Origin of the sequence: Frankia sp. QA3, from assembly GCF_000262465.1 — a bacterium.
In the GTDB taxonomy this organism is placed as follows: domain Bacteria; phylum Actinomycetota; class Actinomycetes; order Frankiales; family Frankiaceae; genus Frankia.
This window is the reverse complement of record NZ_CM001489.1, coordinates 7124221-7136982: the sequence shown is the minus strand read 5'-3', so window position 1 is coordinate 7136982 and position 12762 is coordinate 7124221. Positions and strand designations below refer to the sequence as shown.

Annotated in this window: 11 protein-coding genes; all 11 read right to left on the bottom strand. The window is 71.3% G+C overall.

The features are described from left to right. Positions 1-103: 103 nt before the first annotated feature. On the bottom strand, positions 104-319 hold the full coding sequence (locus FRAQA3DRAFT_RS29145) for an acyl-CoA carboxylase subunit epsilon (RefSeq protein WP_009742652.1): 216 nt from the start codon (positions 317-319) through the stop codon (positions 104-106). After that, on the bottom strand, positions 316-1860 hold the full coding sequence (locus FRAQA3DRAFT_RS29140) for an acyl-CoA carboxylase subunit beta (protein ID WP_035923749.1): 1545 nt from the start codon (positions 1858-1860) through the stop codon (positions 316-318). Before FRAQA3DRAFT_RS29140 ends, FRAQA3DRAFT_RS29145 begins: the two co-directional genes overlap by 4 nt. Before the next feature lie 394 nt (positions 1861-2254). Continuing rightward, positions 2255-4291 carry an SDR family oxidoreductase gene (locus FRAQA3DRAFT_RS29135; RefSeq protein ID WP_009742649.1) on the bottom strand — a complete coding sequence of 679 codons (2037 nt, stop codon included), beginning with the start codon at positions 4289-4291 and terminating at the stop codon, positions 2255-2257. Between the two features lie 4 nt (positions 4292-4295). Continuing rightward, complete coding sequence (locus FRAQA3DRAFT_RS29130) at positions 4296-5261, bottom strand: aromatase/cyclase (RefSeq protein ID WP_009742648.1); 966 nt, start codon at positions 5259-5261, stop codon at positions 4296-4298. Between the two features lie 76 nt (positions 5262-5337). Next, the gene (fabG, locus tag FRAQA3DRAFT_RS29125) at positions 5338-6123 is read right to left on the bottom strand and encodes a 3-oxoacyl-ACP reductase FabG (protein WP_009742647.1); all 786 of its coding nucleotides are present in this window, start codon (positions 6121-6123) and stop codon (positions 5338-5340) included. Between the two features lie 120 nt (positions 6124-6243). Beyond that, a complete protein-coding gene (locus FRAQA3DRAFT_RS29120; RefSeq protein WP_009742646.1) occupies positions 6244-6528 on the bottom strand; it encodes an acyl carrier protein in 285 nt (94 codons plus the stop codon). 30 nt (positions 6529-6558) lie between these two features. Beyond that, entirely contained in the window at positions 6559-7827 is a 1269-nt protein-coding gene (locus FRAQA3DRAFT_RS29115) for a ketosynthase chain-length factor (RefSeq protein WP_009742645.1), read from the bottom strand. Beyond that, positions 7824-9101: a beta-ketoacyl synthase gene (locus FRAQA3DRAFT_RS29110; protein ID WP_009742644.1), complete on the bottom strand. Its 1278-nt coding sequence runs from the start codon at positions 9099-9101 to the stop codon at positions 7824-7826. Before FRAQA3DRAFT_RS29110 ends, FRAQA3DRAFT_RS29115 begins: the two co-directional genes overlap by 4 nt. After that, positions 9098-9424 carry a TcmI family type II polyketide cyclase gene (locus tag FRAQA3DRAFT_RS29105; protein WP_009742643.1) on the bottom strand — a complete coding sequence of 109 codons (327 nt, stop codon included), beginning with the start codon at positions 9422-9424 and terminating at the stop codon, positions 9098-9100. The genes FRAQA3DRAFT_RS29110 and FRAQA3DRAFT_RS29105 overlap by 4 nt, the downstream gene beginning before the upstream one ends. Before the next feature lie 36 nt (positions 9425-9460). Next, the gene (locus tag FRAQA3DRAFT_RS29100) at positions 9461-11017 is read right to left on the bottom strand and encodes an FAD-dependent monooxygenase (RefSeq protein ID WP_009742642.1); all 1557 of its coding nucleotides are present in this window, start codon (positions 11015-11017) and stop codon (positions 9461-9463) included. A 105-nt stretch (positions 11018-11122) separates the two neighbouring features. Next, the gene (locus FRAQA3DRAFT_RS29095; RefSeq protein WP_009742641.1) at positions 11123-11908 is read right to left on the bottom strand and encodes a hypothetical protein; all 786 of its coding nucleotides are present in this window, start codon (positions 11906-11908) and stop codon (positions 11123-11125) included. Between the last annotated feature and the right edge of the window lie 854 nt (positions 11909-12762).

Here is a 12762-nt window from a genome sequence, read left to right as displayed (position 1 = left end):
TACCCCAATTCTCATTCCTGTCGCGGTGACGCGTCGCGGCCGCGCGATCGGCGGAACAACCGGAGATCCGGAAACCGGAACCGGAAACCGGGGACCGGGCCGGTCAGTCGGTGGGGTTCCGCCAGGTCCGCGGGCCGTGGAAACCCGGTGACCGCTCAGGCCTGTGCCATCCGGTCGTTGCGGGGGCCAGGCCGGGCGGCCGACGACGCTGCGCCACGGCGGCGAGCACCGTGACCAGCGCCGCCACCTCCAGCGCGTCGGGACGGCCACGCACCACCTGGATGACCGGCGGCCCGCCGTCCGCGCGGCCCGCCGTCATTGCGGCGGGTTGCCGTGCTTGCGGCGCGGAAGATCCGCGTCCTTGCGATGCAGCATCGCGAACGAGCGGATCAGCACCGACCGCGTCTGAGCCGGGTCGATGACGTCGTCGATCAGCCCACGTTCGGCCGCGTAGTAGGGATGGACCAGCTCGCGGCGGTATTCCGCGATTTTCTCCTCGCGCATCTGCGCCGGCACCGCCGCCGCGGCGATCTCGCGCCGGAACACCACGTTGGCCGCCGCCTCGGCGCCCATCACCGCGATCTCGTTGGACGGCCAGGCCAGCGCGATGTCGGCACCGATCGAGCGGGAGTCCATGACGATGTAGGCGCCGCCGTAGGCCTTGCGCAGCACCAGCGAGACCCGGGGGACGGTGGCGTTGCAGTAGGCGTAGAGCAGCTTGGCGCCGTGCCGGATGATGCCGTCGTGCTCCTGGCGGACCCCGGGCAGGAACCCGGGCACGTCGACCAGGCTCAGCAACGGGATGCTGAAGGCGTCGCAGAACTGGACGAAGCGCGCCCCCTTCTCGCTGGCCCGGATGTCGAGCACCCCGGCCAGGGCGGCCGGCTGGTTGGCGACGATGCCCACGACGTGGCCGTCGAGCCGGGCCAGGGCGCAGACGATGTTGGGGGCCCAGTCCGCGTGCACCTCCAGGTAGTCGCCGTCATCGACGATCTCCTCGATGACGTCGCGGACGTCGTAGGACCGCTGCGGGTCGAGCGGGACCAGCTCCAGCAGGCGCTCGCTCGACCGGTCGGGCGGGTCGGCGCCGCGCTCGCGCGGCGGTATCTCGCGGTTGTTCGACGGCAGCATCGACAGCAGCAGTCGGACCTCGGCCAGGCAGCCGGCCTCGTCGTCGTGGACGAAATGGGCCACGCCGGAGGTCCCGCCGTGGACGTCCGCGCCACCGAGCCCGTCCAGCGTGACCTGCTCGCCGGTCACCGACCGGATCACGTCCGGCCCCGTGATGAACATCTGGGAGACGCCCCGCACGGCGAACACGAAGTCCGTGATCGCCGGGGAGTAGGCCGCGCCCCCGGCACACGGTCCGAGCATGACGCTGATCTGCGGTATCACCCCGGACGCCCGGGTGTTGCGGCGGAAGATCCCGCCGTAGCCGGCCAGCGCGGACACACCCTCCTGGATGCGCGCGCCCGCGCCGTCGTTGAGTGAGACCAGCGGGGCCCCGGCTCCGAGCGCGAGGTCCATCACTTTGTGGATCTTCTGCGCATGCGCCTCGCCGAGCGCGCCACCGAAGATGCGGAAGTCGTGCGCGTAGACGAAGACGGGGCGGCCCTCGACCGTCCCCCAGCCGGCGATCACGCCGTCGGTGTGGGGACGGCTCGTCTCCAGGCCGAACCCGGTCGCGCGATGGCGCCGCAGCGCCTCGATCTCGGTGAAGCTCCCTTCGTCGACCAGGAGCGCGATCCGTTCGCGGGCGGTCAGCTTGCCCTTGGCGTGCTGACGTTCGGTGGCCTGTGCGCTCGGCCCCTGGTGGATTCGTTCGTGCAGCTCCCGCAGGTCGGCCGCCCGGTCGGCCAGGGTGGCCGCCCGCTCCCGCGCCGGCTCCGTCGGGTGGGCCCGGGCCGGCCGCCTGGACGGCTGGGCCGGCAGGCTCGGCACGTCCCGGTCGGGGCCGAGAGCGTCACCGACCGGGACGTCCACGACCGGCAGGCCGCGGCGGGCCGCCTCGGCACTGCCGTTGGCCGGCGCGCTCACCACGCCAGCTCCCGGACGTCGGTCCCGCTCGCGGCCACGGACGCTTCGGTCGGGCCGTCGGTCAGGGTCGCCAGCCGTCCGACCCGCCGGGCGACGGCGTGTCCGATATCTGTGTCGACATCCGCAACGAGTGCCGTGGAAGACATAAAATGTATACCTTTCCGCCTTTGTTTCCCACCGTGCCGGCCGTCCCAGCCGGCCGCGTCCAGCCGCCGGCCTAGCCCAGCAGCGTTCCGCCGGTGGCGTCGATGAACGCCCCGGTGATCCAGCGCGCCTCGTCGGTCGCGAGGAAGGTGACCACGTCGGCGACGTCCTCGGCCTTGCCGACTCGTTTGAACGCGGAGAGCTGGGCCATCTGCTCCACCGCCTCCGGGATGTCGAACACCGGTCCCCCGTTGTCGGTGATTCCGGGGGCGACGCTGTTCACGGTGATCCCACGGGGTGCCAGGTGCCGGGCAAGATGCAGGGAGAGCTGTTCGATGGCCCCCTTCGTCATGGCGTAGGGGGCTTGCTCCGGGTTCGCGAGCCGGGTCAGGCCGGAGGAGATGTTGATGATCCGACCGCCGGTCGGGATGATGCCCAGCGCACGCTGGGTGATGAAGAACGGCGCCCGGGCGTTGATGGCGAACAGCCGCTCGAACTCCTCCAGCGTCACGTCCTCGGGAACGAGGCCGGCGGGGGTGGTCGCGCCCGCGTTGTTCACGAGAATGTCGAGGCTGGCCTCGCCGGTCCGCTCCTTCAGGCCCTGCTCCAGACCGTGGAAAAGCTGGTGCACGTCCCCGGGGACGCCGAGTTCGGCCCGCACCGGGAAAGCCCGGCCGCCGTCCTTCTCGATAAGGGCGACGGTTTCCTCCGCGGCCTCGGTGTTGGTCGCGTAGTGGACCGCGACCAGGGCTCCCTCGGCGGCGAGACCGACGGCGATGGCGCGCCCGATGCCCCGGCTGGAACCGGTCACCAACGCAGTCTTGTTGTCCAGTCTGCCCACGATGTTCCTTTCGGGTGTCAGGTGTGGCTGGTCCGGCGCCGGCGCGGCGGCCGGGCCGGCCGTGGCGGTCGCGACGGTCGGCGCGGGAACGTCGAGTCCGCTGATCATGCGGGCCAGGTGGCGGCGGACGGACCCGTTGCCGATCAGCCCGCCGAACGTCGATCGCAGCGGTTCCACCTCGGGACCGCCGAGCAGCAGGAACGACTGGGCGCGGATGTTGGTCAGCGTGCGCGCGCCTACCGGATGGCGGCTGTCGTGGTAGCTGTCGAGGACGTCCTCGCCGGCCCGCCCCAGCACGCGCCCGGCCAGCTTGACTCCCAGGTCGGCCGCATCCTGGAGACCGAGGTTCAGCGCCTGGCCGCCGACCGGCATCTGCAGGTGCGCGGCGTCCCCGGCGAGGAGCACCCGGCCCCGCCGGTACCGGGTGACCTGCCGGCTGGTGTCGTCGAAGGCGTTGAGCCACACCGGGGTGCCGTGGCTGATGTCCTCACCGGTCACCGTGGCCCAGGCGGCGACGACCTCGTCGAAACCGGGAGGCCGCGAGCGCGGGTCTGGCCGCTGGCCGTGGAGATGGACCATGACCCGCGTCGTCCCGTCCGGCCACCGGGCGGCCGTGGCCATTCCCCCTGGGTGGCGCTCGAAGCGGCGGTTGGGGATGTCGATGCCGGCGACGTCGGCCCGCAGCATCTCCCGCCCGGCGTCCTGACCGGCCAGGGCGAAGCCGGCGAGCCCGCGAACCGCGCTCCGCTCGCCGTCGCATCCGACCAGGTAGGCCGCCCGTCCCCGCACCCGGGTGCCGTCGGACCGGACCACCTCTACCTCGACGTGACCGGCCCTCTGGGCCAGCCCGACGACCCGGTGTCCGCGCAGCAGCCGCGCCCCCAGCTCGCGCGACCACTCCCCGAGCACCCGCTCGAGCGTGGACTGCGGGCACTTCCACTGCCCGGCGTAAGGGTGGTCGGGATCGGCGGCGGTCAGGTCGAGCGGAATGCCACCGAAGTGGCCCGGGCCGCCGGGTGGCGGGGGCCCCAGCCGCTCCAGCAGGCCCCGCGCGGCCAGGAGCTCCATCGTCCGGGCGTGCAGGGTCGACGCGCGGGACTCGGTGGTCGGCTCGGTCAGCCGTTCCAGCACGGTCACCCGTGCGCCGGCCGCGCGGAGCTCGCCGGCCAGCAGCAGCCCGACCGGCCCGGCTCCGACGACGAACACGTCCGTCGCCAGTGGGCCGGCCGTGTCCTCCTCGAACGGGTCCGCGTTCGCCGGGCCGGTCATCGCGTCAGCGCCGCGCTTCCGCGTAGGCCTTGGCGTGGCCGAGCGTGGCCCGGCTGTTGCCGCTCAGCGCCGTGCGGATGAACGAGCGAGCGTCCTCCACGCCCGCCTCGGGCCCGAGGACGGTCGGGATGGCGTCGGTGTTGATGACGACCGTGTGCTGGGAGGTCGCGGTGGTCACGCCGTCGGCGTTCTCGTCGAACTCCCAGTAGCCGGTGTGCAGCGTCATCAGCGCCGGCAGCGTGGTCTGCTTGTAGGCGATCTTGTGGTGCGGCTGGCAGACCCGGACCGACTCGGTCGTGTGGACGGAGCCGTCGGCCGTGCGGGTGTCCATCCGCAGCACCTGCAGGCCCGGGGTGTCCTCGGTGAGCTGGACGGTCGCGACGTGGGGCAGCCGTTCGACCCACAGGTGGGCGTCGTTGACGAAGTCGTACGCGTCCTTGCCCGACCCGTTGATGGTGACCGCGTCCTGGAAGGAGAGCGTGAGCGGCCCGGCCTGGGTGGTCAGCTCGACGTTGGCCTTCAGCGACGGCAGCTCGGCCCGGCTGTTCTCGTCGACGGCGCGCTCGATCCAGGCCAGCCCCTCCGGGTCGTCGTCGATGGCGCGGTAGGTGTGCAGCAGCCGCAGCCGCGTCTCCCGCTCGCCGCGCGGCTCGATGATCCAGGTGCCGCTCATCTCCGCGACCGGCGGGCTGGAGACCTCCTGCCAGAAGCGGATCTGCAGCCCGTCAGGGTCGAGCTCCCGGCGTGAGGTCCAGGTCTTGGGCTCGCCGGCCGCCGTCGCCCAGATCTGGATCCGCTCCTCGGCACCGTTGTGCTCGACGCGTTCGACGTAGACCGACGGCGGGAATATCCGGGGCCAGTTCTCCACGTCGGCCAGCAGGCGGTAGACGTCGGACGCCCCGGCCAGCACCGTTATCTCGTGCTCGACCTCTGGACGGATATTAACCTCGGAGCGGGTATTCCCAGTCACGCTCAGCTCTCCTTGTCGGATTCGGACGGTTCGTGCGGGGCCCGTCGGGTTCGCCTGGGCCGTTCTCCCCGCGCGGTCAGAAGTTGCCGAGACCGCCGCAGACGTTCAGCGCCTGAGCGGTGATGGAGGCCGCCGTGTCGGAGACCAGGTAACCGACCAGCCCGGCGACCTCCTCGGGAGTCGAGTAACGACCGAGCGGTATCTTGGTCGTGAAACGTTGCAGAATCTCGTCCTCGGTGACGCTGTAAGCGTTCGCGTATCCCTCCCGGACCCGCTGCGCCATCGGCGTCTCGACGTAGCCCGGGCAGACGGCGTTCACGGTGATGCCGGCCGGGGCCAGTTCGTTTCCGAGCGCCTTGGTGAAGCCCACGACGCCGTGTTTCGAGGCCGAGTACGGGGCGCCGAGCACGACTCCCTGCTTGCCGGCGGTGGAGGCGATGTTGATGATGCGGCCGCGATCGGAGCCGCTCATGCCGCCGGTGGTCAGGACCTCACGGGTCACGCGGAACACGCTGGTCAGGTTCGTGTTGAGGACGTCCAGCCACAGCTCGTCCGAAATCTGGGCGGTGACCCCGCCGCCGCTGCGGCCCGCGTTGTTGACGAGGACGCCGATGGGCCCGTATCGGGCGACGGCCGCCCGCACGACGGCCTGGACGTCGGCGGCGACCGTCACGTCCGCGGCGATGCCGTCGACATCCAGCCCCTCGTTGCGCAGCTCCTTCACCACCCGAGCGACGCTGTCCTCGGTGCGGGCGCAGATGAAGACCTGATGCCCGTTCCCGGCCAGCAGCCGGGTCGTCGCGAGCCCTATCCCGCTGGTCGCGCCAGTGACGAGGGCTACCCTTGTCGTCTGTTCAGCCATGCTCCGCTTCGCTTTCGCTAGTGGATGGTCGGTTGTCAACGTTGATCACAGCCGGAAAATGCGTCCGGGTCCGCCGCGCCGAGGGAAAGCCGCCGAGGGAAAGCCCGGGAACCGAACGCGTCACGAGGCCCGGTCGACGCCGGCCCCGCCGACAGCGTGGAACTGCTCGTTGACCAGGCCGACGAGCGCGCGGGGCGTGTGAGCGTCGTTGAGCGCGTCGTCCTCGAGGACGATTCCGTAGTCCCGCGCGATGCGGCCGCTCGTCTCCAGGATCGCGAGCGAGTCGTAGCCGAGGTCGGCGAAGTCCAGGTCGAGGATGTCGCCGTCGAGGTCGACGTTCTCGTCCTCGCCGGCCACCTCCCGCATCAGCCGGGTGAGATCCGAAACCGTGAACGAGTCGCTCATGGGGCCCCTTTCTGTCGGTATCCGTCGGTGTCAAGAACGCGAACGGTCGGTCGGGACGGACCGGAGGACCATCGCCGAGTTGAAGCCGCCGTAGCCGCGGGCGATCACCAGCGCCACGTCGACCCGGGCCGGACGCGCCGTGGCGACGAGGTCGATGTCGTAGCCGTTCGCCGCCTGCGGGCCTACCGTCGGCGGGATGATGCCGTCCCGGATGCTCAGCAGGGCGGCAGCGAGATCAAGCGGAGCCCCGCCGGAATAGAGCCGCCCGGTCGCCGTCTTCGGGGCGGTCACCGCCACCCCCCGCGGCCCGAAGACCTGGGTGATCGCCTCGGCCTCCAGCCGGTCCAGCTCCGCCACGCCGGCCGCGTCCGCGAACACGACGTCGACCTCCTCGGCCCCCACCGCGGCGTCCTCGAGCGCCAGCTCGATCGCCTTGCGCAGACCGGGGGCCCGGTCGCTGCCGGGACGGGGGTCGAAGGTGGAGCCGTAGCCGGCGACCTCCCCGTAGACCCGGGTGGCGCCGCGGCGGGCGGCGTGCTCGGCGTCCTCCACGATCAGGATCGCCCCGCCCTCGCCGGGAACGTGGCCGTTGGCGTCGGGGTCGAACGGCAGGTAGGCCCGATCCGGATCGTCCCGGACGCTCAGGCGCTCGCTGGCCATCTGGGCGACCCAGCCCCACGGACAGATCGACGCGTCGACGGCGCCGGAGACGATCAGCGGGATGCCCTTGGCGATCTGGCGCCGGGCCGCGGCGACCGCCTCCAGCCCGCCGGCCTGGTCGCTGACCACCACCCCGCTGGGGCCGCGCATGCCGTGGCGGATGGAGATCTGGCCGCTGTTGACCGCGTAGAACCAGGCGAAGGACTGGTAGGCGCTGACGTAGCGGCCGCCCTTGCTCCACAGCGCTCGCAGTTCGTTCTGACCGAACTCGAACCCGCCGGAGGAACTGGCGGTGATCACCCCCATGTCGAACTCGGGGAGATCGCCCGGCTGCACGCCGGCGTCGGCCAGCGCCCAGTCGGCGCTCACCAGAGCGAGCTGGGTCATCCGGTCCGTCTGCGGCAGCAACCGGCTGGACAGGTGGTCCCCGGCGACGAAGTCGGTGATCTCACCGGCCAGCTGAGCCGGGTAGCCCGCCGGATCGAAGCGGGTGATCCGGCCGATCGCCCGGCGGCCCTCCAGGGTCGCCCGCCAGTACGCGGGATGACCGAGCCCGGTCGGAGCGGCCACCCCGAGACCGGTGATGACCGCGCGTGGCCCGGCCGACGCCGCCGGCCGGGCTGCCGTCACGCCGGTCACCGGTCGCTCCGGTCCGGGCGGGTCAGCACGGCGGCGCTCTGGAAGCCGCCGAACCCGCTGCCGACCGACAGCACCGTGTCCGTGCGCCAGTCACGGGCGGTCAACGGGACATAGTCGAGATCGCACTCGGGGTCCGGGGTGTGCAGGTTGGCCGTGGGCGGCACGACGTTGTGCGCGATGGCCAGGGCGGATGCGGCGATCTCGATCGCGCCGATCGCACCCAGGGAGTGCCCGATCATGGACTTGATGGAGCTGACCGGGACACGGTAGGCGTGCTCGCCGAGGCTGCGCTTGAACGCCGCCGTCTCGTGGCGGTCGTTCTGCTTCGTGCCCGAGCCGTGTGCGTTGATGTAGTCGACATCGGTCCCGTTGAGCCGGGCTGCCGTCAGGGCCACCTGGATCGCCTCGGCCATCTCCCGGCCGTCGGGGCGCAGCCCGGTCATGTGGAAGGCGTTGGAACGGGTGGCGTAGCCCGCGACCTCGGCGTACAGCTTCGCGCCCCGCCGGCGGGCCGCCTCGTACTCCTCCAGGACGAACACGGCCGCCCCCTCGCCGAGGACGAAACCGTTGCGCGTGGCGTCGAACGGGCGCGAGGCTCGTTCGGCGTCGTCGTTGCGGGGCGTCGTCGCCTTGATCGCGTCGAAGCAGGCCACCGTGATCGGCGAGATGGGGGCGTCGGTGGCACCGGCGATCATCACGTCGGCCCGGCCCTCCCGGATCACCTCGGTCGCGTAGCCGACGGCGTCCAGGCCGGACGTGCACCCGGTCGACACGACCGTGGTCGGCCCCTCGGCGCCCACCACCCAGGCGACCTCGGCCGCGAACGAGCTGGGGACGAGATAGTCGTAGAGGTGCGCGACCGCGTAGGTGTGATCGACCAGCTCGAGCCGGCCGCTGTCGCTGACGATGCGGTACTCCTGGTCGAGGCTCATGGTCGCGCCGACGGCGCTGCCGATCGTCACCCCGGTCCGGTAAGGGTCGCGGGTGCCGAACTCCAGGCCGCTGTCGGCGACCGCCTCGCGTGCGGTGACGACCGCGAACTGGGCCGCCCGGTCCATCCGGCGGATCTCCTGGGGGCTCAGTCCGTGCGCCTCGGCATCGAAGGCCACCTCGGCCGCGACCTGCGAGCGAAACGGTGACGGGTCGAAGAAGGAGATGCGGCGGGTCGATGTGCGGCCGTCGGTCAGCAGCGTCCAGAAGTTCTTGGCCCCCACCCCGCCGGGCGCCGTCACCCCTATGCCGGTGATGACGACGCGGCGCTCGTCGGCGCTCACCGCGCGCTCCAGTGGTAGAAGCGGGTGGCCATCGCGTCGGCCGGCGAGCGCCAGGTCGTCGGGTCGTAGGCCTCGATGAACGGCTTCAGGTCATCGCTGATCTTGATGAAGCGAGGATCCTCCCGGCTCTGGCCGATTCGCTCATGGCCGTCGCCGGCGTCGAAGTCCTGCAGGTGGAAGTACAGGCCCTGATAGGAGAAGAGCTCGCGGCGCCGCGTGCCCATCAGGTCCGGCATCTCCGTCTCGTCGAACGCCTGGAAGATCCGACCGACGTCGGCTGCGGCGCCAGGATCCATCCGGGCGACGATCAAGGTGCTGTACATCGGTCCTAGTCCCTCTCTTTTCGGTGTCACCGTGTGTCACCGCGCGGGCCCGAACCAGCGGTCCAGGCTGGTGGGCAGATCGTGGTGACTGCCGGGCGCGAGCCAGGCGATGTGTCCGTCCGGCCGGATCAGCGCCGCCGCCGTGCCGGCCAGTGGCCCGGCCGGCACGGCGCCGGGACCGCCGGGCGGCGTCCCCAGCGGCCGCGCCGTGACGACGTCGACCCGGTCGATCCAGCCGACCGCGCGGCCGCGTAGTACCGCGTTGTCCTCGAGGTCGAGCAGCACGCCCCGGCCGGTGCGCAGCAGCTCGGTGACGGTGGTCGGGCGATCGTGGCGACGGGCTCCGGCCAGCTCCAGGTGCGGCACCCGGGTGCCCAGCAGCGGGTGGCCCGAACCGACGTCGTAGCGGATGTCCAGGCCGTTGACCCTGGCGGCAAGCTCGCGGCTGACGTCGGCCTTGGCGATCAGCTCGGCCAGCACGTCGCGTACGGGCGCCACGTCGGCCCCGCCGAGGATGAGCAGGCTCTGGGCCCTGGTGTTGGCCAGCATCCGGCGGCCGACCTCGTGCCGCTCGGTGTGGTAGGTGTCGAGCAGCTCCTCGCGGGCGGTGCCGCGCAGGACGGCGGCGAGCTTCCAGCCGAGGTTCACCGCGTCCTGGATGCCGGTGTTCATGCCCTGGCCGCCAGCCGGCAGATGGATGTGGGCGGAGTCCCCGGCCAGCAGCACGCGGCCCCGGCGGTACTCGCTGGCCTGGCGGGTGGCGTCGGTGAACGCGCTGACCCACACCGGCTCGGCGGTGGAGACGTCCGTGCCGGTCAGCCGCTTCCAGGCGTCGGCGATCTCGTCGAACGACGGAGGACCGCTGCGCCGCCCGGGCGGGGTGTCCCGTTCGCCGACGATGATCCGGTAGACGCCGTCACCCAGCGGCGCGACCATGACCATCCCGCCGGCCAGCACCTCGCCGGTCATCCTCGGCTTGAGCTCCACCCCGCGCAGGTCGGCCAGCAACAGCTCGGTGGTCGCGTCGGTGCCGGGGAAGTCGAACCCGCCCTGGGCGCGGACCGTGCTCCGGCCGCCGTCGCAGCCGACCAGGTAGCGGGCCCGCAGCACCCGCTCGGCCCGGCCGGAATCGCCGCCCGGGCGCACCCGGGCCTCGACGACGTCGCCGTGGTCGGTCAGCGACAGCAGCTCCTGGCCGCGCCGGATGTCCGCACCCAGCTCCCGGGCCCAGCGTTCGAGCACCGCCTCGGTGACCGACTGCGGCACGGTCTTGGCCGCGCCGTGCGCGCTCTCCAGCACCCCCAGATCGAGGGGTATGCCGCCGAAATGGCCCTGGGTACTGGTCGTGATCTGGCCGAACCGTGGCAACAGGCCGCGCTGGTCGAAAACCTCCATCGTGCGGATATTGAGACCGATGCCACGCGACTCGCCGCTGGGGCGGGCCAGGCGTTCCAGGACGATGACGTCCGTGCCGGCCAGGCGCAGCTCGCCGGCGAGGGTGAGACCGGTCGGACCCGCGCCCACGATGATGACCTGGGCGTCAAGGGCCTGAGCGTCGGCGGTGGGTTGGCTGTTCTGATGATGAGTATCCATGACCGCTGGGTGGACTCCTTGGACGCGGGCACGCGAAATCGCGGCGCTGCCTGGTGAGGCGAAGCGGACCTTCCCACTCTTCCCGTCTGGCGCGGGCCGTTCCGTTCAGCGGCCGGACTGACCTGGGCCGGTGAGCGTGGCGTAGTGCCGGTAGAGCGCTCCGGCGTCGCCGCCGAAACGTTCCAGAATGGGTTCCCACACCGCCGCGATATGCGCCGACGCCGCCTCGTCGGACAACCATTCCGAGAGGACGAGCACGCGGGTGCCGTCGATACTGACGTGAAAGTTGGCAGCTATGGCGCCCGGGTAGGCGCGTTCGTCGCCCTCGGATTCCTCCTCGGCCGACAGCAGTCCGTCGACCCACCGCGTCGCCGTCTCGTGGTCGGGCATGGTGAAGAACGCGACGGGAAAGCTCTCCGGCAGCGGGTCCTCGTCCGTGACCGCGCTGCCCCGGACGGTTCGGTAGATGCGGAACGGCGTGGGCCCGGTGATCTCGACCCCGCTGGCCTCGACCCCGCTGGCCTCGACCCCGGAGGCGTCGACCCCGGAGGCGTCGCCGTCGACGCGACCGGGCAGGGCCCGCGAAACGCTCGCCCGGGAGACGCCGGCCCAGGAAACGCCGGCCCAGGAAACGCCGGCGGCGTCCCGGAGCGACTCCACCAGCGCATTCTCGGCCGCCCACTGCGCGTACGTCAGCACGGAAGTTCCGTCGCCGCTGACGAAACAGCTCAGCGAGAGCAACTCCCGCGGCCAATCGCTGGTGTTCCAGCGCGCGACAACGGTCTCGGCGACATTCTCCGCGTTCTGGTTCGGCAGCGAGGCGGTGGTGACCACGACCGCGTCAACGTCGAGGCGACCGAAGGTTGGTCGGGCGTCAGATACTACGGGCATCGTCTCTCACTCCTGGTGTCGTCGGTGCCCCGGCCTACCACCTAATCTTCAACGGAATGTACCCCCCGGCCAATAGCAGCCGTTTAATAGGTCCGCAAAGAAATGACAGGTCTTCGTGGCTTCTCCACGGTCGTGTCCACGCACTGTCAGGGCATCTACAAAAGAGCTGGTGACGGTGCTGGCGGTCGGGGGCCGACCGGCCGGTCGCGGGACGGGCGGGCCGTCACGGCTGGCTCATGGGAGTCGAAGCGCGACTGTCCGTCGTCCGCCTCGCGAGCGTGGTCAGACATTACCGATAATCCGGACGCACTCGACGCGGGCCCCCGTCGGGTGGGACGGGTCCGGTTCTGAGTCCGGGTCCGAGTCCGGGTCCGAGTCCGGGTCCGAGTCCGGTTCTGAGTCCGAGTCCGGTTCTGAGTCCGAGTCCGGTTCTGCGTCCGAGTCCGGTTCTGAGTCCGAGTCCGGTTCTGCGTCCGAGTCCGGTTCTGCGTCCGAGTCCGAGTCCGGGTCGTGCGGACGAGCTCGCCGGCCGCCGCCCGCCGTCACGCCCACCGACGGCCTCACGCCCACCGACGGCCTCACGCCCGCCGACGGCGCCGGCGCCGACACCTGGCGCGTCGCTGTACGACTTCCCAGCAAGCACCGGGGCCATTTACCCGTCGAGGCCGCCGCCCGAGGTCGGACGCAGGTCCGATCCGACGGCCTACCAGCAACCGACCAGGTACTTCGTGATCCGAAGTGATGTGGATGATCACTCTATTCAGTAATTTGCTACGCAGTCGTTTCAGCCGTACTCGATTAACGCAGATTGCTTGACATCGGCCGATCGATCCAGTGAGAATTCACCCGAGCCA